This window comes from Sulfurimonas sp. (genome assembly GCF_026196735.1).
GTDB lineage: Bacteria > Campylobacterota > Campylobacteria > Campylobacterales > Sulfurimonadaceae > Sulfurimonas.
The window spans coordinates 128961-152653 of sequence record NZ_JAPHUF010000010.1 but is presented as its reverse complement, the minus strand read 5'-3'; the positions used below and the strand labels follow the sequence as shown (position 1 = coordinate 152653).

Sequence of the window (23693 nt, the reverse complement as noted above, 5' to 3'; positions counted from 1 at the left end):
GTTGCCTGTTGATGTTATTGTTTGAGAAATTGTAAATGCATTTGTAAATCCCATATCTTCATTACCTACATTTATGCTTGCGTGGTTTTGGGAAACATCTATTATATTGTTTTGGACTTTTGTTATAGTATCATCTACTGCTACAGGGTTTTCATTGGTATCAGTTATTACAGAAGCATCATTATTTATCTCAACTCTACGAGCTTCTTCTTCAAAACTTAAATTATTATTTTCTGGCTCTTCACTTGTAAATGATTCTGGATTAAGAGCCGCATTAATATCTGTGCTGGCATTACTTGCTTTTGCAAAAACAGCTTCACCACCTTCAGTAGACTCTACCCCAGCCCCTTCTCCTGCAGCAGTTTCCAGCTCTTGTGCATTATCAATATCACCATATTCTTGCAGTATATTTTGTATTGAGTCATTTTGAGTAACTGTCTCTTCTAAAGCAAACTCCTCAGATGAAAGAGAAGAGTCAAAAAGTTGCTTATCTTGACTCGGTAAGATTAGCTCACTTCCATCACTCATAGATATCACAACAGTAGCAGAAGGGTTGTTTCCTTTATCGCCAACTATTGTTTCGCCTTTTAAAACCTCATAACCTTCTGAGACTTCACGAAGAGAACCATCAGAGCCTTTTACATAAAAAGTACCATCCATACTTGCGATTTTTCCAATAATTGTTGACATGTCAGACTCCATAAAGATAGTTTAATATCACTATAATATGATAAATTTTAAATAATGTATATTGTACTCAGGTACAAAAAAGAAATAGATATGTAAGTAAGATATGCTACTTACATGTCATAAAATTAAGACATAGATTATCAACTCTCATCAATAGTAATTTGAGTACTTATCTCTAAAGTAACAGTATCATCTAAACTACTGTAATGATTGTATGTTTGACCGGTTTGTGCATCAGTGATTTCGTCTTTAAATATCCATTCACCACTACCATCTACCACTGTATCTATATTAATAGTATCTCCGTTAAGGCCATCTATTCTAAGTGCATTATCACTATCTGTGATATTTAGTACATCATCAAGATGAAGTGTAATGTCTTGATTAGCTCCACTAAGATTTATAGTTTCAATATTAGAAATATTTCCACTTAAAGCACTAAAATCTATAGTTAAATTGTCTTCATCAAGAACCAATGTGTCTAAACCAGCTCCACCATCTACGGCAGCTGCATCATAAATATATGTTTCGTCTATACCAATAACAAGATCTAGATTATTAGTTGCTATATCACCGTCATTATCTGTTACTGTTACACTAAAATTTTCCGTGATATCATTTTCAGAGGCAATAATAGGAGTATAGATATATGTACCTGTATCAAAATTTAAAGCCATATTCCCTTCACTTAGTTCTATTGTTTGGACAGGGTTAGAGGCATCATATGTATATGTCACACTGCCATTTACCTGGTCTATATATGTCAACTCAACTATATGACCTCCATCTGCTCCAAAATTGATTCCTGCAGTGCCATTATCCCCATATAAACTTCCTTCAATAGACTCTATGCCAGCAAGTATTGTTGAACTTAGTTGAGTCTCCTCTGTTATTATAAGAGCATCTTTTCCCTCCACTACTTGAACCATATCAAGATAGGTGCTATCTAGGTTTGTACCTATGCCAATAACATTCAAATCAATATTATTGTTGTTTATAAAAGTTGTCCATTGTGTAACATATGGAGTATCCAACCAGCCACTTTCTGCATCATTGCCAACATTCCAGTTTTTGTCCTTTCCTTCAATGTTTTCCACATTTGGAGCACCGTCAGATATAAAATAAGCCACTGTTCTATCAGCTGACGGCAAGTTTGTATTATAAGTTGATGGTGTTACATCAACGGCAGCTTCGTAATTTGTATAAAAGTTTGTAAGGCCTTCGATACTGCTTCCATCATAGTTTATATAACTGCCGCTCATTGTTAACTTACTTAAATAATCAAGAGCTTCAGTGGTACTCATCCAGCCTAAATTTACTGCTCCAGAATTAAAAAGTGTCAAATTGACATTAACATCTCCTTGAGCATCATACGCATTTATCGTATCTATAAGTGCAGCTTTTGCTATATCAAATCTTGTCTGCGTAATTGTCACATCTGTATTCATTGAACCCGATACATCCAATGTTAAAACTATATTTGTATCTATAGCTTCTGGAATCGATAAAGAAACTGCTGTTGTATTATTTACAATAGGCACATCATCAACAATCGTAACTGCTAAATCAGCAGTAGAAGAAGAACCATCAGCAGCAGTAACAGTATATGTAAATGTATCCACAAGAGTGTCATTTCCTGTAACTGGGTGGTTAACTTTACTTAAAAGAGTATATGTGTATTCACCATAATTTGCAGAAGTTACATCTGCATTAACTACAAGGGTATTACCATCAGCTGTTACAACTGTTATAATACCGTTAACATCAGCACTTACTCCATTAATGCTTGTTAACGCTCCTCCAACAGGCAAGATATCATCACTTAAAATATTTCCTGTAGCAACTTCATCTGTGCTTGCGCTGTCAGTTCCATATGACATTGCAGACTCATTGACTTGAGCTAGATTATCTTCTAATGTCATTTGATTTGCATTATTCGTTACAGTCACACTAATTGGTAAAGTAGTTGAAGCTGTATCTGAATTTGAATACTCTGTAGATGTCGCAACAACATTTAGTGTATATATTGTTGTAGCATCAACAGCAGGTGCGGTTAGTGTTAAAGCATTATAAGTCCAATCTGTAATATTTACACTTGTAGTAGATGCATCTGCTGTAAATGTATGAGTACCGTCAGAAATTGTAAAGCCATCTGGTATATCTCTTAGTTCCAAGTTCAGGCTTTCAGAGCCATCAGTATCAGCCAAGGCGGACTCAATGTTAAAGGCAACTGAAGAGTTCTCCTCTAAAACTAATGGGTCTGAATTTGTTTCCACTTTCTCATATGTAATAGAATTAATAAGATAATCATCATTACTATACGGTGCAGCAAACACTATTGTGTCAAAAGATGCTCCATCAGTAGCTTGAAGTGTTTCAACTGCTTCAATACCATCATCACCAAATCTACTCTCACCATAACCAACCTCTACACCATCTTTATAAAAAGTGTATGAAGCGCTTTCAGTATCATTCATCCAAGCAAAAGAGACATCTACAGAACTCACTAAATTATCAAATGTAACAACCAGTTTTTCAGAACCTCCTAACTCGCTATCAGCACCATTTGAAGCAGCTCCGGAAACACCAAAGCCTTCAGGATAGGTTGTATGTGTACTAACAGTTGTTTCTATTCCATTGACATCTAAAGCAGTCACATTAAATCCACTAGTAGTGCTAGTTACATTAGATATATCAATAGTTTGTAAAGTAGTTGTTTCTCCTGTTACACTCAGAGTAGGAGCATCAGCAACAGCGTCAACATCGACAGTCATTGTTGAACTGGATTCACTCCAGTTTAATCCATCACTTACGCTAAAGTTAAACACAGCATAGTCAGTCAACTGCTCGCCAACACTTGTCTGATCTACAATATCATCACTATACTGGTCTGAACCTGAATCATGTAAGGCTGGTGTAAAAGTCAATAAATCAATACTAGCAGCATCTATCTCTTGACCTTGCGTAACAGCAATATCATCATATAAAAGCTGCCCCATTACAGGAAGAGAATCTATTCTAATATAACTTAAAGAATCACCATCAATATCACTAAAACCAAAATCACTAAGTGCAAATGAATAAGTTGTATCCTCGTTCATAGTTATGTTACTAACACTTGCTACTGGTGTATCATTTACTGGAGCTACAGTAATTGTTAAAGTACCTATATCAGTAAGTGTTCCATCTGTAACTGTGTAATTAACTGTATCAACACCGTTAAAGTTAACTGCTGGTGTATAAGTATAAGATCCATCACTAGCAAGAACTAAAGTTCCGCCTTTGACTGTTGTGAAAGTACCTGGTGTTACACTTAGTGCATCTCCATCTAAGTCTGTATCGTTTGCATCTAAATCAATTGTAGAAGTAAATACTGTATCTTCAATTGCATTAATTTCATCATCTACTGCAACCGGAGCGTTATCGTTTTGAGGAGTCTCATTTAGGTTTACTGTGATATCTGTTGTGTTTGTACCATCTGTTGCTTGAACTGTAATAACTTGTGCATTATCTCCAAGCTCAAAGTCATTTGCGTAAGCTGTTACACCTGCAGCACTTAAGCTGATAGCTCCTGTATTTGTATCAATCTCATAGTAACCGTTCTCATTATTAGTGATTGTGTAAGTTACATTGTCACCATCTAAATCTGTTGCTTTTACAGTTCCTAGTACATCTGTAGCTGCTGAGTTTTCAGAATAAGTAAATGTGTAATCATTTACCGGATTACCGGTTGGATCTTCAAATACCGGAGCGTTATCGTTTTGAGGAGTCTCATTCAGGTTTACTATTGGAAGCTCAGCACGACGAGCCTCTTCTCCAAGACCTTCTCTGTCTAGCAGTTGCTGTTCAATATATGCTCTATCTCTAAGATCTGCGTTTATATCAACACTGGCATTATTTGCATCTGCAAAGTCAGCTTCTCCGCCTTCAGTTGATTGAGCAACAGCAGCTTCTTCACCGGCGGCAGTTTCGATATCTTCAATATTTTCACTGTTGATATCACCATTATTTTCTAAAAGTGCTTGAAGAGAATCTTTTTGTGTAACTGTTTCTTCTAGGGCAAACTCTTTAGATGAAAGAGAAGAATCAAAAAGTTGTTTATCTTGACCTAATAGAACCATATCGTTTCCATCATTCATAGATATAATAATATTATCAGTAGGACTGTTTTTCTTGTCTCCAATAATAGTTTCGCCTTCTAAAATCTCATAATCTTCCGAAACTTCACGAAGAGAACCATCAGAACTCTTTATATAAAAAATACCATCGACACTTGCGACTTTTCCAATGATAGTTGACATATTACACCCTATATTAAAATATTTATTGTAGAGATTGTAGTTTAAAAGTTAAAATAAATATATTGTACTCAGGTACAATGTTCATATAGTAGTTGTATTTTGATTAATTTTTATAATTATGTGTAAGTGAAGTTATTGGATTATAAGCTTGTGGTGGACGAGGAGAGATTCGAACTCTCGGTACAGTTACCCGTACGCATCCTTAGCAGGGATGTGGTTTCAGCCGCTCACCCACTCGTCCATTTGAAGAACGAGATTATAGTCATATATTAATAATATGTAGCTTAAGATATTATCTTTTCATTACTTTATTTTTATAATCAATAGCACCCAAAGAAATATATTGATAAAATACAAAATAGTTATATATAATTTTTTTCCTAGGCATAATTATGAAATTTTTTTTATTTTTTTTCTTAATCTCCATTGGCTATGCTTCTGAGTATCCACATTTTTCAGAGCGTGAATTACAAGATATAAAGATGAAATCTGGAATCATTGCTAAAAATAGGATTCTTGATTATAAACAAACAGTTACATCATTCAAAGAATATTCAAAATCTAAACAACTCGAACAAGTAAATTTTTATCTTAACAAACTTTTACCACAATATGACGCAGTTATTCAAAAACAAGAAGATTACTGGGCAACTCCAAAAGAGTTTTTAATAACAGGATATGGAGATTGTGAAGATTATGTAATAATCAAATACTTTACACTTCTAAAGTTGGGATTTAAAGAAGAAGAACTATTTTTAACTACGGTGCATGACAAATACCATGGGGGATATCATATGGTCCTTAGCTATTTTAAAACAAAACACAAACCACCACTTATTTTGGATAACCTAAGTTTTAAAATTTTAGACTTAAAGCAAAGAGAAGATTTAGAAGCCGATCTGTTTGTAAATTCAAGCGGTGTTTATAAAATAGACAAAGAGTATAAACTTATACCTGTTGCCAAACATTTTACACAATATGATAAGCTTCTTCGAAAAATTCAAAAAGAAAATTAAGTTTTTACTTATACATGTCGATAGATAATCTTTAGTCTTTAATGGAACTAAATTTGCTGATAAATTCTAAATTAAATATACTAACATACCAGGATTATAGATGAAACTACTTTTGTTTTTGCTAACAAACTCTATAATATATGCTTCAAGTTACCCAAATTTTACAAAAAATGAATTAAAAAAATTTACAGGGCATTCTGGAATAATCACTAAAAACAGAGTGCTTGACTACGCTAAAAGTGTAGACTCATTTAAAAAACTACCTAAACAAAATCAACTTATCAGTGTTAACCATTATTTAAATCAACTGCCACACAAAACAGACATGTTAAATAACAAACAAAGTGATTACTGGGAAACTCCAAAAGAGTTTTTAACATGTGGTTATGGTGATTGTGAAGATTATGCGATTATTAAATACTTTACACTTTTAAAACTTGGATTTTCTAAAGATAAACTTTTTATAACTACTGCATTTGAAAAATATACCGGGCAATACCATATGGTACTTAGTTATTTTGAGGAAGAAGACAAACCACCATTGGTTCTTGATAACCTAAGTTACAAGGTTTTAGACCTTAAAAAAAGGGAAGATCTAAAGGCAGATATATTTATAAGCCCTGCTGGAACTTATAAACTTGATAACTTCAATAAGCTTATTAAAGTTGACAAAGTACCGGAAAAATTTATTGACTTACTCGAGAGAGTAAAAAAGGAGAGTTAGATTTTTTCTAAAATTTTCTTAACTACCTCAGCGGGGTTTTGAGACTGATAAATTGGACGGCCGACTACTATGAAATCAACCAATGCATTCTTAGCAAACTTTACATCCGCTACTCTTTGCTGATCGCCTGAATCTTCACCAAATGGACGAATACCGGGAGTTAATGTCATAAAATCTTTAGTTGTTATATTTTTTATCGACTCACTCTCATAAGCTGAACACACTACTCCATCTAAACCACTATTCATCGCATCTTTTGCGAACTGGTCAGCTTTTGTTGATATATCTTTTTCATAAACTGCTTTAAACTCATCTTCACTAAATGAAGTTAAAGCAGTTACAGCCAATACTATTGGACGATTTTCATATTTTTTGAGCCTATCCATTACTGTGCTCATGGCTCTTTTGCCTGCACTTGCATGGACATTAAACATATCAACACCAAGTCCCATTATGGACTCAGCAGAATCAGCCATAGTATTTGGAATATCGTAAAGCTTAAGGTCTAAAAATATTTTAAAATCAGGGTTTATTTTTTTAATATCTTTTAAAAAATCTTCACCATCTCTTATATAGGTGCGAAGTCCGACTTTTAACCAAACATCATACCCTTTTATTTTATTAATCAAATCTAAATTTTCTTCTTTTGTTGGTAAGTCAAGTGCTACACAGAGTTCCATTGTTTCTCTTTTTATAATTTTAATTACGAAATTATATCATCTTGAATACTATTACTCCTTAGCCGTTGCAATTAAGAGATTATTACCCATACATTTAAAGCCTAAAATAGGCACATTTAAAGGCTAAAAAAAGTTGTGTATGCAAAAGTAAAAAAAAGATGTATTATTTCAAAAATTATTTCAAAATAAAGAGGAATTAAATGGCAAATTTGGCAGTAAATGAACAGATACTGATGCCCTTCACAATTGATACTAAACCTGTAATAGAAAAATATCTTGCAAAGCTTGATGTTGACCTTAGTGACTATACTTTTGCGGCTAATTACATTTGGCTTGCTAACAGCAGTGGTTTTTATGCAATCATAAACAAATGTTTTTGTTTGTTTGTTATGAGTGGAGGAGAGTTAACAATGCTTTTGCCACCTCTAGGAAAGAAAAAATACATAACTGATGCCATTGTAAAATGTTTTGAGATTATGAACGAAAACAACAGTTCGCCATATTATGCGCGAATTGATTATGTACAAGAGTCTATGATAGATGAATTTTTACAATCAACAGATGAAGCCGGAAATATTTTTGAGATGCTCGAACACTATCTTGTTGAGAAAAAACTTGTTGATTATATATATCAAGTAGATGCCTTAATAGAACTTCGCGGGAACAGTTACCATACAAAAAGAACTGAGATAAATAAGTTTAAAAAATCATATCCAGACCATATTGTAGAAGAACTTGATACGCATAAACATCATGATGAGATAGTAAACCTTTTTAACAAATGGGTTGCAGACAGAGTTAAGTATATGCCAAAAGAGGAAGCTGAAGTGTTCTTAGAGGGTATTCATCAAGAAAGACACGCGATTAAACATATGCTTAAAAATTATACTAAGCTAAATCTTATTGGAATTGTTCTTTATATAAATGGTGAACTTAAAGGCTTTACGGTTGGTGAGCGTATCAACAACGATACTGCAACGGTTATCATTGAAAAAACTGATTTTGAAGTACTTGGATGTGCGCAGTTTATATTTAGAGAATTTTCAAAAATGTTAAAAGAGCATTATGATGTTACTTATATAAATGTTGGCGATGATATGGGATTTGAAAATTTAAAAAAAGTCAAAATGTCTTATCGCCCTTTTAAGCTTGTACCAAAATACACAATTTACCAAAAATGACAATAAAAAAAGCAGATATCAAAGATATAAATGAACTTTATGAACTTGAGCTGAGTTTATTTAATAAAGAGAACTTTCCTTTGTCTAAAAGTTCTCTTAGGTACCATATACAAAACAATCTTATCTATGTTGTGAGAGTTCAAAGTGAAATAGTTGGATATATTTTAGTACTTATTAAAAGAAAAGTTGCAAAAATATACTCACTTGGTGTTAAAAAAGAGCATAGAGGAAAAAAAATTGCTCAACTATTAATAAGTGAATCACTAAAGCAACTATATGAGATGAAGTTTTTTAAAACAGTGTTAGAGGTAAGAGTTGATAATAACAATGCCATAGCACTCTATGAAAATTTCGGTTTTAAAACTATAAAAAAAATAAATTCTTTTTATCTTGATGGGTGCGATGCATATCTTATGGAGATATACAATGGTTTACAAAAATTACACAAAACTATATAAAGAGGTAAGAAAAAGCAAACTTTTAAAACTTCAATTTGTAGTTTTATTTTTAAGCACATATATAGACTGGGTTTTAATGCCCTATATAGCAAAACTTGAAGGTTTATATCTTCCTGTTTTTATGATAAGTTTTTATATGCTCATAAGTGCAACTGATGGTTTGATACAGCCACTGTTTAAAAAAGTAAAAATATATAAAATATATATGTTTGTAATTATACTAGACATCATTCAGATAAGTAGCTATTTTTTGATTGAAGTTGACATAGTGATATTTACATATGTAATACTAAGTATATTTACATTTCAAGCTATCACTTTTGAGATATCAAGAATTCATACAATAGACTTTATGAAAAATGAGATAGAGTTAAAAGATTACTTAATGTTGCGCTCTTTTATTGTGTCTGCTGCCATAATTGGTGGAGCTGTAAGTGCCATGATTTTTGACTATTTTGATATAGCATTAAAAAATATATTATATTCATTAGGTATCTTTGGAATTTATGTTATATTTATTGAGTACAAACTTTATGCAAAATTTAAAAATATTGTTCAGACAGAAGAAACTATCATAGAGCGACAAAAAAGCCTGCTTAGTGAAAAAATAAATTTATAAGGAAAAACTAGTATGAAATACTCATCACAAGAACTTATTGAATCTCTTGAACTTAGAGTACAAAAATATATAGATGGGTTTGATACAAATCTTCATCCGTACGATATTGCCGAACTTCTTTTAGAATTGCGTGATATTGATGAGAAGATATACTTAGCAGAGTTGGCAAAACTGCCTGAAGAGTTAAAAGCTCTCGTCCTTATAGAACTTCCTAAGCAGTGTCATGAAGAGTTGGTTGAACACTTTAGTACCAATGAGCTTGCAGAACTTGCCAACACTCTTGACACGGACGATGCAGCTGAATTGATTCGTAATATCGAAGAGATTGATGAAGATATAGCTGAAGAGGTACTGCAAAATCTTCCTAATGAAGACAGAGAAAATCTTGAGACACTTATATCTTACGGTGATTACGAAGCTGGTGCGTATATGCAAACTGAGCTTTTCTCAGCATATATTGATGAGCAAGTCGGTGAATCAATCAGAAGACTAAAGCGCCTTAAAGCGGCAAAAGAACTCGACAGTGTCTATCAGGTTTATGTGATTACACGAAGAAATAAATTTTTAGGTTCTATCCCGTTAGAGGATTTGATACTGCTTGGCCCAAATGTCAAATACGAAGAGCTTATAAAAGAGGGGTTAAATACCATCTCCGTAAATGCAAAAGATGACATACATGATGTTGTCGAGATAGCATCAAATTATGACATGGGCGTTATCGCCGTAGTTGATTTAAAAGGAAAACTTCTTGGTCGTATCACCTCAGATGATATCTATGACATCATAGAAGAGCGTGCTACCGGACAACTGTATAACCTTGCTGGTGTAAACGATGAAGCTGAACAAGAAGAGAGCCTTTTTCTCATTGGTAAACACCGTGCTATCTGGCTTGGCATTAATCTTCTAACAGCCATAGCCGCTTCTTTGGTAATTGGACTCTTTGATACAACCTTACAGTCACTAGTGGCACTAGCTGTACTAATGCCAATTGTTGCTTCAATGGGTGGAAATGCAGGAACTCAAACACTAACAGTAACGGTGCGTCAAATGGCACTTGGTGACATTAGTGACGATGACGCTAAAAAAACTATAAAAAAAGAAGTGATTTTATCTATCATGAATGGTTCCATATTTGCGCTTGTAATTGGCATAATAGCTTGGTTATGGTTTTCTATGCCTCTTTTGGGTGTTGTAATAGCACTTTCAATGGTTATAAATCTTATAACTGCTGGGTTTTTTGGTTCTATGATACCGCTAATTTTGAAAAAAGCAGACATAGACCCAGCTGTTGGATCTTCAGTAATTTTAACAACCGTTACCGATATAGTAGGATTTTTCAGCTTTCTTGGGCTTGCGACAATTATCTTACTGTGATGTGTTGGTAAAGTAGGAAAACCCTACTTTGCCATTGCTACAATTTTTTCAACTATACTTGGATCTTCCAAAGTAGAAATATCTTGTGTAATCTCTTCACCCTTAGCAATTGAGCGAAGTATTCTTCTCATGATTTTCCCTGAACGAGTCTTTGGAAGTCCAGGAACAAAAATTATATGATCACAGAGTGCTATATTTCCTATTTCTTGTTTTATAATATTATTGATAGATTTTTTCTCAGCTTCTTCATCTGATACTTCAGATTTTAGAGCTATATAAGCAAATATACCTTCACCTTTTAAAGGGTGTGGTTTACCAACAACAGCTACTTCTGCTACATTATCATCTTTTAGGATTGCTGCTTCAACTTCTGCTGTTCCCATTCTATGTCCAGAAACATTGATAACATCATCAGTACGACCGGTAATAGTTATATAACCATCTTTGTCATAAACAGCGCCGTCACCTGTAAAGTAAACTGGTTTACCGTCTTTTTTAACATCACCAAAGTAAGACTTGATAAATCTCTCTTTATCGCCCCAAACGCCTCTTATCATAGCAGGCCAAGGACGAGTAATACACATTAGTCCTTTTTCACCGAGTTCAGGAGTATTTCCTTCTTCATCAATAATCTCGGCCATAATTCCAGGAAGCGGAAGTGTTGCACATGCCGGTTTGATAGGAGTAGCACCAGGAAGTGGCGATACAACATGTCCACCTGTTTCTGTTTGCCAGTATGTATCAACAATAGCACATTTTGAATTACCAACCTCTTCATAGTACCACTTCCATGCCGGAGGATCGATTGGTTCACCAACAGTTCCAAGAACTTTTAAAGATGACACATCATAGTTAGCAGGTTCATGCTCACCCATTTTATGTAAAACACGAATAGCCGTAGGGGCTGTGTAGAACTGATTTACTTTATGGTCTTGTACCATTTTCCAAGGGCGACCAGCATCAGGATAAGTAATAACACCTTCAAACATTACGGTTGTAGCACCCATTGCAAGCGGTCCATAAACTATATATGTATGTCCTGTAATCCAGCCAACATCAGCTGTACACCAATAAACATCATCTTCTTTTACATCAAAAACCCACTCCATTGTCATCTGAGCCCATAAAATGTACCCTGCACTATTGTGTTGAACACCTTTTGGTTTACCAGTAGAACCTGAAGTATAAAGCAAGAAAAGCGGATCTTCTGAGTCCATAACTTCTGGCGCACAAACATCTGATTTGTTTTTAATCAGTTCGTGATATGAATAATCTCTTCCGTCAACCCAATTAATTTCTTCATTGTTTCTCTCAACAACCAATACCTTTTTAACAGGCGTTTCACCTTCGAGTGCAGTATCTACAACAGGTTTTAGCATATATGGTTTAGTTTTTCTGTAAGCTCCATCTGCTGTTATAACAACCTTAGCTTCTGCATCTTGAATTCTATCTTTAAGTGCTTCTGCCGAAAATCCGCCAAATACTATTGAGTGAATAGCGCCGATTCTTGCACATGCTAACATTGCGTATGCAGCTTCTGGAATCATCGGCATATAGATAACAACTCTGTCACCTTTTTTAACTTCGAAGTCTTCTTTTAAAAGGTTTGCAAACTTATTTACATTTTTTGAGAGTTCTTTATAAGTAATTTTTTGAACATCACCTCTGTCACCTTCAAAAAGTATAGCAGTTTTATCACCGCGAGCATCTAAATGACGGTCGATACATTGAGATGAAACATTTAGTTTTCCGCCATCAAACCACTTTACAAATGGAAAATCTGACTCATCAAGTACATTTGTAAATGGCTCAACCCAGTCAAGCTTTTCTTTTGCAAATCTGCCCCAGAAACCTTCATAGTCATTTGTAGCTTCATCTTGTAGTGCTCTATATTCATCCATACTTTTAATAGCTGCGTTTTTTGCAAACTCTTCATTTGGATGGTAAACTTTTCTATTATGTAAATCTGACATTTATTTTTCCTTTGTTAATTTTAAATATATCATTGCTGTCATAATCGCATCATTTACAGCATTGTGTGCTCCCATATCAGGAACCTCACATTTTTTTAAGATTGTATCAAACCGTAAATCAATATTTCCTTGCGGAATTAATGAAACATTTTTATCAAAGTATATTTCAGATACTTCAATCATTTTGTTTGGTAAGGTAATGCCCAACATCGGTTTTGTGTATTTATTTATCATTGCAACATCAAACTCTAAATAGTAGCCAACAAGGGGTCTAGAGCCTATAAAATGCAAAAATTCTTTAATAGCCAAATCCATAACCTTAGCATTTTCTAAATCACAAGGTCTAATTTGATGTATCTCTATACTCTTAGGATTTATTTTACCAGAGTTTCGTATTAATACTTCAAAAGTCTCTGATATTATAATTTTATTGCCCTTAACTTTAACTGCCCCAATTGACAACAGCTCATCTTTTTTTGGATCTAAACCTGTTGTTTCTGTATCAAACACAACATACTCACCACTTGTATCTTCCTCAAACAAAAATTCAAAGTTTTTATCATTAAGTCTTGAATGGTTAGCGCTTGTTTTAAGTTTTTTTAATAATGAAGCTATCATTACGAAACCATATTTAAATGAAAATGAAAAATCATAAACTTTTTAAACTTATTTATAATTTTAAAACTATCTTTTAGTAAATCCCTTTGATTTTTTTGCAAATTATTAGGATTTATATAGTTACTTTCATCTAAATCTTTTGCTTCTAGCATTGCTTTTAGACGAATTGATGACAATGTATCAAAACTCTCAATAAGCTCTGTTGCAAATATTTTATCAATTACACCTTGCCTATTTAGCTCTTTTATTCTTTCAATTGTATTGGTTGCTTTTATTTCATACTGTAAACACAGTGTGCGAACACCGTGAACAATGGCAAATATACCTCCTTTTTTTATGTCTAATTTATTGTTATACTCTTTATCTGTAACAAATGAAGAAAACATAGATATTGGTGTTTGGAAATTTAAAATTGCTTTTGCAATATGCGCTAAAACATCATCTCTTTGATAAAAGTGACTGTACATGTAGTTATTTACTTCATCTAATAAAGCACAGTTTCCGGCTACGCATTTTGCATCCAAAAATATACTTAGGTTACGAAGACTATCTTCTCCCATATCGTGTGCCCAGCTGTCAATACTGTTTTTATACGCATAAACCTCTTTTCTCCAATAAGCATTAGTTACCATTACATTGCCTTTGCATTTAGGAAATCCAAGTTCTAGCAAATAACTGTTTAATTTACTCATTGCTTCTTCAAACTTTTGTGTATCAGCGCAATCTTCAATAATGAGAGCATTATCCTGGTCTGTTTTAAAGGTTTGTTCCTCTCTGCCTTCGCTGCCCATAACGATAAGTGCACACTTGTTTTGTAAGGGTTTATCCACGCACATGTCAAAAACTTTTTTGTAAACCTTTAGATTTAGAGCAGATACAAGTTTTGTCACATATCTTACTTTTACGCCTTTAGCTGTAAGTGTAATGATTAAATTTTTAAAATCTTTTTGAAGATTTTTCAAATCATCTATTGTTTTTGCTTTATCAATTTGTACTGCAACAAGATGGGAATGGTTAGCAAAGTAACTAAGAAGGTCTAATTGTTCTAAAATTCCTTCAACTTTATCTTTGTTCATTACAACTAATCTTTTTATTTCATTGTGAGTCATGGATAAAAGCGCATTAAATAAAAAGTCATTGATATCTATAGTTATGAGATTTTTTGTAGCAATTTTATCAATAGTATCATCTGTATTGAATTTGCCTAAAAGCATTTTTTTTCGTATATCAGTATCAGTTACAATAGAGTAAGAATCAATCTCTTTTACTAAAATTACTTTTGCTTTTTTATCTTGTTGTTCAACTAGTGCATTATAAATACTCTGTGTTGGTTCTACTATGCAGGCTTCATGTAGAAAAATATCAGATACTTTTGCAATTAAAAAAGAAGACAATTCACTTTGAAGTTCATAATCTTTTAGGTTTTGGTGTCTTGTTACAAAATCTTGTAAAAAATAACTTTGAACATCTTTGTTTTGCATTAAATCAATAAAATCATTTTTTTTGATCTCGTAGCATATCAAGTCTTCATCAACAACAAATTTGCCTTTGGTTGTTGAGTAGATGAGAGCATCCGCATCAAAGCTGTCTCCAGCATTAAAAACACTGTAAACTTCATCATCTATTAGTTCTTTTACAGAACCTTTTATAATAATATAAAAAGCAATTGATTCAAGACTCGGCGAGATTAAAAGAGTGTCTTTGGGATAGTAAGCGATATCTATCTTTTTCATAAGAGTGTCTAAAGCGCTTGAACTTAGTAGTTCAAAAGGATGAATAGATTCAATAAGTTTTCTCTGGTCTAATATACTCATGAAAAACATACTCCATATTTTAACAGCCCTCAAGGCTGTCTTTAGTCGCCTACAGTAAAAAATTTAGTTTTTTACTGCATCGTGTTTTAACACAGTAGCGGCGCAAGCGAAGTAAAAGGGGCGAGTTCCTTTTACGGACTAATTAGTGTTCACTAGCGCCTTCAGCACCGATACCTGTCTGACTTCTAATATATTGAGCTTCAAAAGCTTCTCTTTCTTGCTCGGCATTATGAGAGCTGTCTGTAATAGAGAAAAACCAGATACCGATAAATGCTGCCGTTACAGAGAACAGTGCCGGATATTTATAAGGAAAAATCGCCTCTGCATTTCCTAAAATATCAACCCATACAATTGGGCCCAAAACAACTAAAATAACAGCGGTTGCTAATCCTAAGGAGCCACCAATTACAGCACCGCGAGTTGTAAGTTTACTCCAGTACATAGAAAGAAATAAAATCGGAAAGTTTGCAGATGCTGCAATAGCAAAAGCAAGACCAACAACAAATGCAATATTTTGCTGTTCAAACATAATACCCATAATTATTGCAAGAAGCCCAAGAACAACTGTAGCAATTTTAGATACTCTCATCTCAGCCATACCGTCAGCTTTACCTTTTTTAATTACTGAAGCGTAAAGGTCGTGACTTATTGCAGATGCACCGGCTAAAGTAAGACCGGATACAACAGCTAAAATAGTTGCAAATGCAACAGCTGAAATAAAACCTAAGAAAAAGTCACCACCAACTGCATGAGAAAGATGAATTGCAGCCATGTTGTTTCCGCCTAAAATAGGATAACCACCGTCTATAGCTTGCTTTGCCATGTCTAAATATTGAGGATTTTGAAAAACCATGACAATCGCGCCAAAACCAATAATAAAAGTTAAAATATAAAAATAACCGATAAAACCAGTTGCATAAAAAACTGATTTACGAGCTTCTTTTGCATCACTAACCGTAAAAAATCTCATAAGGATGTGAGGAAGACCGGCTGTACCAAACATAAGTGCTACGGCTAAGGATATAGCAGATATTGGGTCACTAACCAATCCGCCAGGACTCATAATTTTAATACCTTTAAGCTCTGTTGCATGTGAAAAAAGTGCACCAAAATTAAAATCATAATGTGCCATAACAGCTACTGCCATAAATGTAGCACCTGATAGTAGTAAAAATGCTTTAATAATCTGAACCCATGTAGTTGCAAGCATACCACCAAATGTTACATAAAGTATCATCAAAACACCAACCAAGATAACAGCTATTTCATACTCAAGACCAAACAGAAGCTCAATAAGTTTACCCGAACCAACCATTTGAGCGATAAGATAAAGAATAACAGTTGCGATTGAACCAGATGCCGCTAAACTTCTAATTGGTGTTTGACGAAGTCTATAAGAAGCAACATCGGCAAATGTATACTTACCTAAGTTTCTAAGTGGCTCAGCAATCATAAAAAGTATAATTGGCCAACCAACTAAAAAACCTATAGAATAAATCAGTCCATCATAACCCTTTAAATAAACAAGACCGGAAATTCCAAGAAATGACGCGGCTGACATGTAGTCACCTGCTATTGCCATACCATTTTGAAAACCGGTTATTCCACCACCTGCAGTATAAAAGTCTTTTGCACTTTTTGTTCTTTTTGCAGCCCAGTAAGTGATACCCAAAGTACCGCCTACAAATATTAAAAACATTACAATAGCAGACATATTAAGGTCTTGTTTTTGTATCTCACCCTCTATGGCACCAGATGCAAATACTGCAATTGTTCCCAGTATTAAAAATAAAAATATTCTATTCATCTAGTCTTCCTTTATAGATTGTTTGATTTTATTTGCCAAATCATCAAATTCACCATTGGCGCGTTTTGTATAGATACCGGTTAATATAAAAGCAAATATGATGACAGCCACACCTATTGGAATACCTATAGTTGTCACAGAATCTTCTGATATCGGCGTACCAAGTATTGAGGGGTTAAATGCTATTGTCAATATAAATGTAAAATAGACTGCCAGCATAGTAACGGAGAGTTTTATAGCAAAACTATTTCTTGTGGAAGCTAGTTTTTGATAATCCGGATTTTCTTTAATTTTTTTAACAAGTTCTTTATTCATTTTCTTTTCCTTTAAAAGTTATAGTTCAATATAAATCGATATTCATCCCAAGATGTTGTTGCATCTGCTGCTGATACATGAAAATCATCAGCATAGTTAGCACGCAAACGAACTTGTAAGTTTTGTATTATTTCTGGATGATAAATTATATCAAAACCCATCTCACTTGCATCATCAAATGTATATCCATTATTTATATCCATGTCATATGAAGTGTAATATAGAGTTGTTTTAAAGTCAACTCCCATATCTTTAAAGTCATATGTAGCTGCGAGTTTTGTAGCCTTTGTACCGGCTAAAAACTGATGTCGCGTAACCATACCTTGTGTAAACGCCGGCATTCCGCCCCATGGACTAACAATAGCATTTGCATAACTTGCATCACCTGCATCATTTTTGGATGTTTGCGAGTAAGCAACATAAGCACTCAGGTTTTGAACTTTTGCACCAAGCTTAATAGCCCAATAATCACTGTCAATTTTACCATCTCCTCCTATATTTTTTATAAGACTTTTACCGACATCATTTTCTTTAATAAATTGCACAGATAAAAATGCCATAGCTGATTTTATATCCATTTTATAATCAGCCTGAGCATAGATAGCATTTAAAATGTCGTGCGCATAATAATCCCAAAGCTGAAGCTTAAGACCTTCAATACCTGTGTAGGTAACTGATGCCAAAGAAATGCCATCAGTTGATTCTCCAACCGTATATGTGCCTATATTTTCAAACCCACCTACTTGATCTCTAGAATCTACTGGAGAGTAACCAGATGTAGCTGACAAGATTCCACCATCATAAACTCGTCCAAATGTACCTTGAGCAAATTTACTGACATGCCCTGCTACCAATGTTGTATCAGCTATGTCCGTATTACTTAAAACATATGCTTCAAACAGATTGGGCAACATTCTTGCATCATCTGCTGAAGCCATTGGTGTGTTTAATTTTTGGCGACCGCCTTTAAATGCTGTATTATCAAACTTGAACTCTAGATATACTTCACCTAAAATTGAGTATGATTCATTATCTTTACCTAAAAGAGTAGGATCTACTTTGGAGTAGTTAGTTTTTGGGCTATCATTTAAAAACCCGTTTGTTGTATAAAACGCAGCTCCCAGACTTAAACCTTTAAAGTCCGCTGTTTCATATTTTAGATAACCGCCTACAGCATTTGCTGAGCGGCTATCATCTTGGCTGGTTGATTTTTTATAAGTTCTTACTATGCTGAACTCTCTAATCTGTCCGCTAAGCTTGCCCTCACTAAACATTGAACTTAAATCATCAGCTGCATTAACACCGACTGTTTTCATAAGCAATGTTATGATTAGACTATTTAGTAGTCTTTTTCTCATCTATCTTCCCTCTTTACATTTTAAACATTCCAATGCTAAAATAAGAAAATAGCATGAACATAGCAAAGGCAAAAAGAGGCTGTTTTAATTTATTGAGATTTAAAAGTGTGAAGAAAAGTAACGCAGGCTTATGGCTTATCTATCATGTACCCCATTCCTCTAACATTAATGATTAGATCTTCTTTTAAAACTTTTTTCAATCTGTTCATTTCAGTTCTTATGGTGGCATTATCTATAATCTGTTCATCCCAGACATAGATTCTAAAGTCTTCAAAGTCAACCACCATACTCCTGTTTCTAGCTAACAAATCTATAATCTGTGATTGCTTTTTTGTCAAAGTCTGGGGTTCATGATTAAACAAAAGTGTGCTATGTTCTTGGTCGTAACTGTAGTTTTTAGAAAGTCTTAGATGAATCCTTGGTGTTTCGTTTGAGAGTTTAATTCTATTGACTCTTAAAGAGAGTTCTTTTAAATGAAACGGCTTTTTCAAATAGTCATAGCATCCCAAATCATAGGCACGGGATATCTCTTCTATATCTACTAAAGCACTTATATATATGGTTGGTACATGTATCTTTAAACCATGAATATTTTCTAAAAAACTAAGCCCGTCCATTCCAGGAACATTTATATCTAAAATCAGCAAATCATAAGAGTTGTTTTTTATACTTTCATACGCTTGTAATCCATCAAAATATGAATCAACCTGATGGCCTTGAGAGTCCAAGTATTCACATATAGATTCATTAAGCATTACTTCATCTTCAAGTAAAAGTATTTTCATTATTCTCCAATCATTTTAAACTTATATGTAAAAGTTGTTAAAGTATCGCTAGAATTGACCTCTATATCAACACCCTCTTCCTCGCAAATACTTCTTACAAGTTTTAAACCTAAGCCAAAACCATCACGACTCTCTTCTTCTCTATAATATGCATCAAAAACCTTGTCTGTGTCTTTTATAATTTTAGACCTGCTTCCCACGCTAAACTCCACAAAAGCACCGACTTGTTTTATTCTTACATGTACCTCTTCATCAGGCATAGTATATTTGATTGCATTTGTTATTGTATTGTCTATTATTCTTTGAAGTTTTGTCTCATTGAAGTATACATGTATATCTTCATTTGTTTGTATGTAATTGAACTTTATTCGAGACATATGGGCTACTTCTGTAAAAAAATCTATCCTACTAGAGAGATAATTGTTAAGGTTAATTACAAGTTTTGGATACTCAATCTGATCTTTTTTTACCAGATAACTCAAATCGTCATATATACTAAATATGTTTTTAACAGCGGCTTCTATTTTAGAGAGCTGTCTATCTTTTGGATTATTCATTAAGTATAGTTCTATACTTGTCAATATTACACTAAGAGGAGTGTTCGTCTCATGCACCGTATATCTCAAAAATTCCTTTTGTGATTTTAGTAGATTTTGTGAAAATGTTTTTTCTTGCTCTAAATTTTCATTTATCTGCAACAAAGCTGCTGTTTTGTTTTTAACCCTCTCTTCAAGCCCCAGATTTAATTCTTTAAGCGTGTGTTTTTGCTCATTAATCTTAGTGACCATATCATTTGCATACCCGACCATAATCTTTAAATCTTTAAAAAATATAAGTTTTGGATTTATAACCTGATCATGATGGACTGAGTGTTCAAAAAAATCCAAAAATGTCTGCATATCTCTTTGTAAAAGCTTATTAAAAAGATTGTTTAGCCCTAAAAACACCGCAAAAAGTATAAAAGAGAGCGTGACAATCACTAAAGCAGTTTTTATTAAAAGTGCTTTTAATTTTTGCTGTTTTTGCTTTAAAACTTCATTATCGGGGCTAACTTTACTATCTGTAATATAACTCTGCTCAAGAGATTGTTCATAATCTTCATATATCTCCTCTACAAGAAGCCCAACAAAGACCATTGAAAACAAAAATATAACCGTTATAGTAAAAACATTTGCCTGTTTTATGGTTATATTTTGAAACAAATACTTTATTTTCATAGAGATGTTATGCCATAGTATATTTTTATCAACTTTACATCATATCAAAAGCATTAATCAAATCAACTTCTATTTGATTGATTTCTTTGTTTGTATCTAAATTTTCAAGTTTAATCTTTGTAGACAACTCAAGTTCCATATCAGAACCGGCATGTTTTTTCACCACATTTAATGCAGACATGTTTATATTTTTTAGTTTTTCATAAAATCTATTAAAATTGTTACTTGGGATAATTATTATTTGATTTTTTTCAAAATACCCAATAAATGCATCCGGCATAATTAAGTCTCTAATGCTTTTTATAGCATTAGCAAATGCAGTTTCCACCTCTATAGCATCTTGCTTGCCATACCATTTTTCAACAGTATCAAAGTGATTTACACTCATGATAATTACATTTAAACTACTTGCTTTTTGTTTTAAAATCTCAATCTTTTCCAGTGTAAATCTTTTAGCTGGCAGCTTTGTATGTTCTTCCATAAACAAAGCATTATGAATGGCCGTAATATCAGTAAATGTCAGTATATAACTCTCTTCATCTTCTATTTTAGTTAAAGTAACTTGATACTCGATTGTTTTTGCGTCTTTCATTATCCTTACTTTTCTATCTTCATCACCCAATGTTTTTAACTGTTCTATTAAATCACTGTTACTTTCGGCATTTATACAGTGAGATGCTTCTTCAAATAAAACTCCGATTTCAGGCATTTCCAACACTAATGTGTCAAAAGTGTCAAAACCGCCGATATCCAAAAAGGCCTTGTTTGCCATATCAAGTTTATTGTCTTTTATTACAATTATTCCTATATTTGCCTGATCAACAATAAGCTGAGCTCTTTTTGAAATGTAAGCAATCTCATCTTGAAGTTTTGCCTGCTCTTTAGTAAAAGTCAACTCTTCAGCAATCTTATACAGTACATATAAAAACTGTTTGTTGTTAAAAGGCTTAAGTACAAAACGCATAACATTTAAGTTGATAAGTTTCATAAGATATTCGCTGTCATTGTATGCAGATGTAACCAACACTATCTGTTCGTATTTTATCCCTTTTATTGCCTCTATCATCTCTATGCCGTTCATATTTGGCATATTGATGTCGGTGATTACAACATCAAAACTTCTCTCTTTGTATTTGGCAAGTCCTATCGCTCCATCTTCTGCTACAACAACATCAGGGAAAAAACGACCTAAAAAACTTGCAGTCTGTGAGCGAATCAGCTCATCATCTTCAACATAGAGTACTGAACATACTGAAGCATATTTTTTCAATTTTACTATATTAATATCCATCTATAACATCCTTTTTAATTAATACTATTTTAAATGTAGTCGAAGCATCTTTACTTTGAACATCTAAATATCCGCAAAGATGATCTTCAACAATCATTTTAGACATGTAAAGACCGAGCCCTGTACCGTTTTTGTTGTCTTTTGTACTAAAATATGGGTCAAATATCTTTTCTATTGTGTCTTTTGGTATTCCGCCTGCATAATCTTTAATGAATAACTCAATCCTTTTAGGGTTGTCAACTGCGGTGATTTCGATTATTTTATTGTCCTCTATTTTGTTTTCTATATATGCATCAATAGAATTTTTTATAAGATTTAGGATAATCTGCACAACATCATTTCTCTGAGTTAAAATTGTCAAATCATCACTTATGCTCAGTTTTATCTCTATTGCGTTACTTTTAATAGAACTATCAATAAGCATACACGAGTCTTTTACTACCTGAGCTATATTGACTCTTTCAGGTTTATTGTCCGGTCTAAAGAAGTTTTTGAAATCATCTATTGTTTCTGAGAGATATGAAATTTGTTTATTAACAACTTCTAAATTATCTTTGAGCCTTTTGTCATCAATATCTTGAAGTTCAATATCTAAAAGCAGATTATTGGTTGTTATACTCATACCTGTTAGCGGCTGTCTCCATTGATGGGCTATCATACCTATCATCTCTCCCATTGCGGCAAATTTAGACTGCTTAGCAATAAACTTATCTTTTTCAGTTAACTGAACTAGAAAATATCTTACTACTAGATATATGATAAAAAAGATTATCAACATCATAAACTCTACCATCAAAAAAAAGTTCCACATCTTGTCATCAGAGTCAATTGTAGAATACACTGCATTTATTGCGCGAATTTGTCCGATTTCTTCATTAAACCCGTTTTTATCTCCATACATCTCAATCATTTCTTTTGGTGCATCTTTTGGATCGCCGTGACACTGCATACAGGCTTTAGTATTTTTCATTACGGGAAGCGCGACAAAGAGTAGTTTTTTACCATTTCGTTCAATTTTTTGTGAGTATGAAGTTATATCAGAGTTGTTAAATTTTTTTAGTATTTCAGACTCAAATGCATCTGCTTTGTTTGCAGGATTTGTAGGATTATCACTTGGAAACTTAAAGTTGAGCTTTTCATGAATATGAGCAGAATTTTTTTTATGCTTATCATGAAAAATCTCATTGATTTTTGATATTATAAAGGTTGAGGACATTAGAGTCGGGTCAAAATAATCTTTTGATAATTTACCATCTTCGACAAGACTCTTAATGGTTGTTTTTTGATACTTACCGACATACTCTTGCATAGCTTCGAACATGGCTACATTGTCTTGTATAAAATCAAATGTTTCTGTCTCGTGGTAATCTTCTAAAACAAAATAAAAAATTGTACTACCAACGAAAAAAGGAACAATTAAAATTAATTTCAATCTATTGAGTAAGTGATTTAACATAAATACTCCTAAAAAA

Annotated in this window: 18 protein-coding genes, 1 tRNA gene and 1 pseudogene; 6 read left to right on the top strand and 14 right to left on the bottom strand. The window is 33.3% G+C overall.

What is annotated here, in order from left to right; all coding sequences use genetic code 11:
* The 3 genes and pseudogenes from OQK60_RS06240 to OQK60_RS06230 form a co-directional block, all read right to left on the bottom strand.
* Window positions 1–690, bottom strand: a pseudogene (locus tag OQK60_RS06240) (cell shape-determining protein MreD); the annotation flags it as partial.
* Between the two features lie 140 nt (window positions 691–830).
* Entirely contained in the window at window positions 831–4991 is a 4161-nt protein-coding gene (locus OQK60_RS06235; protein WP_297685202.1) for an Ig-like domain-containing protein, read from the bottom strand.
* A 151-nt stretch (window positions 4992–5142) separates the two neighbouring features.
* Window positions 5143–5232: transfer RNA gene (locus tag OQK60_RS06230), tRNA-Ser, on the bottom strand.
* 151 nt (window positions 5233–5383) lie between these two features.
* Here OQK60_RS06230 and OQK60_RS06225 point away from each other — a divergent pair.
* A complete protein-coding gene (locus OQK60_RS06225) occupies window positions 5384–6007 on the top strand; it encodes a transglutaminase-like cysteine peptidase (RefSeq protein ID WP_297685200.1) in 624 nt (207 codons plus the stop codon).
* Window positions 6008–6107: 100 nt separating this feature from the next.
* Window positions 6108–6731, top strand: coding sequence for a transglutaminase-like cysteine peptidase (locus tag OQK60_RS06220; RefSeq protein ID WP_297685198.1), 624 nt, complete (start codon window positions 6108–6110; stop codon window positions 6729–6731).
* Here the strand turns inward: OQK60_RS06220 and pyrF are convergent.
* Window positions 6728–7411 carry an orotidine-5'-phosphate decarboxylase gene (gene pyrF / locus OQK60_RS06215; protein ID WP_297685196.1) on the bottom strand — a complete coding sequence of 228 codons (684 nt, stop codon included), beginning with the start codon at window positions 7409–7411 and terminating at the stop codon, window positions 6728–6730. The genes OQK60_RS06220 and pyrF overlap by 4 nt on opposite strands.
* A gap of 200 nt (window positions 7412–7611) precedes the next feature.
* Between pyrF and OQK60_RS06210 the strand changes: the two genes are divergently transcribed.
* From OQK60_RS06210 to mgtE, 4 genes are read left to right on the top strand one after another with little or no spacing between them, the layout of a single operon-like run.
* The gene (locus OQK60_RS06210) at window positions 7612–8592 is read left to right on the top strand and encodes a phosphatidylglycerol lysyltransferase domain-containing protein (RefSeq protein ID WP_297685194.1); all 981 of its coding nucleotides are present in this window, start codon (window positions 7612–7614) and stop codon (window positions 8590–8592) included.
* Window positions 8589–9050, top strand: coding sequence for an N-acetyltransferase (locus tag OQK60_RS06205; protein ID WP_297685192.1), 462 nt, complete (start codon window positions 8589–8591; stop codon window positions 9048–9050). The genes OQK60_RS06210 and OQK60_RS06205 overlap by 4 nt, the downstream gene beginning before the upstream one ends.
* Entirely contained in the window at window positions 9019–9669 is a 651-nt protein-coding gene (locus tag OQK60_RS06200) for a hypothetical protein (protein ID WP_297685190.1), read from the top strand. Before OQK60_RS06205 ends, OQK60_RS06200 begins: the two co-directional genes overlap by 32 nt.
* 12 nt (window positions 9670–9681) lie before the next feature.
* Window positions 9682–11043: a magnesium transporter gene (gene mgtE, locus OQK60_RS06195; protein WP_297685188.1), complete on the top strand. Its 1362-nt coding sequence runs from the start codon at window positions 9682–9684 to the stop codon at window positions 11041–11043.
* 23 nt (window positions 11044–11066) lie between these two features.
* Here mgtE and acs read toward each other — a convergent pair whose 3' ends face one another.
* From acs to OQK60_RS06145, 10 genes are all read right to left on the bottom strand, one after another.
* Window positions 11067–13016 carry an acetate--CoA ligase gene (gene acs / locus OQK60_RS06190; RefSeq protein ID WP_297685186.1) on the bottom strand — a complete coding sequence of 650 codons (1950 nt, stop codon included), beginning with the start codon at window positions 13014–13016 and terminating at the stop codon, window positions 11067–11069.
* Window positions 13017–13634, bottom strand: coding sequence for a 3'-5' exonuclease (locus tag OQK60_RS06185; protein ID WP_297685184.1), 618 nt, complete (start codon window positions 13632–13634; stop codon window positions 13017–13019).
* On the bottom strand, window positions 13634–15448 hold the full coding sequence (locus OQK60_RS06180; RefSeq protein ID WP_297685182.1) for a putative nucleotidyltransferase substrate binding domain-containing protein: 1815 nt from the start codon (window positions 15446–15448) through the stop codon (window positions 13634–13636). The genes OQK60_RS06185 and OQK60_RS06180 overlap by 1 nt, the downstream gene beginning before the upstream one ends.
* Window positions 15449–15590: 142 nt before the next feature.
* A complete protein-coding gene (locus OQK60_RS06175) occupies window positions 15591–17255 on the bottom strand; it encodes a cation acetate symporter (RefSeq protein WP_297685180.1) in 1665 nt (554 codons plus the stop codon).
* Window positions 17256–17570, bottom strand: a complete 315-nt coding sequence (locus OQK60_RS06170) for a DUF485 domain-containing protein (RefSeq protein WP_297685178.1) — start codon at window positions 17568–17570, stop codon at window positions 17256–17258. It abuts the gene before it with no gap.
* An 11-nt stretch (window positions 17571–17581) separates the two neighbouring features.
* A complete protein-coding gene (locus tag OQK60_RS06165; protein WP_297685176.1) occupies window positions 17582–18928 on the bottom strand; it encodes an OprD family outer membrane porin in 1347 nt (448 codons plus the stop codon).
* 128 nt (window positions 18929–19056) lie between these two features.
* Window positions 19057–19713, bottom strand: coding sequence for a response regulator transcription factor (locus OQK60_RS06160; protein ID WP_297685174.1), 657 nt, complete (start codon window positions 19711–19713; stop codon window positions 19057–19059).
* Complete coding sequence (locus tag OQK60_RS06155) at window positions 19713–20930, bottom strand: HAMP domain-containing sensor histidine kinase (protein ID WP_297685172.1); 1218 nt, start codon at window positions 20928–20930, stop codon at window positions 19713–19715. Before OQK60_RS06155 ends, OQK60_RS06160 begins: the two co-directional genes overlap by 1 nt.
* Before the next feature lie 34 nt (window positions 20931–20964).
* On the bottom strand, window positions 20965–22221 hold the full coding sequence (locus OQK60_RS06150; RefSeq protein WP_297685171.1) for a response regulator: 1257 nt from the start codon (window positions 22219–22221) through the stop codon (window positions 20965–20967).
* Window positions 22211–23677: a DUF3365 domain-containing protein gene (locus OQK60_RS06145; RefSeq protein ID WP_297685170.1), complete on the bottom strand. Its 1467-nt coding sequence runs from the start codon at window positions 23675–23677 to the stop codon at window positions 22211–22213. Before OQK60_RS06145 ends, OQK60_RS06150 begins: the two co-directional genes overlap by 11 nt.
* Window positions 23678–23693 lie beyond the last annotated feature (16 nt).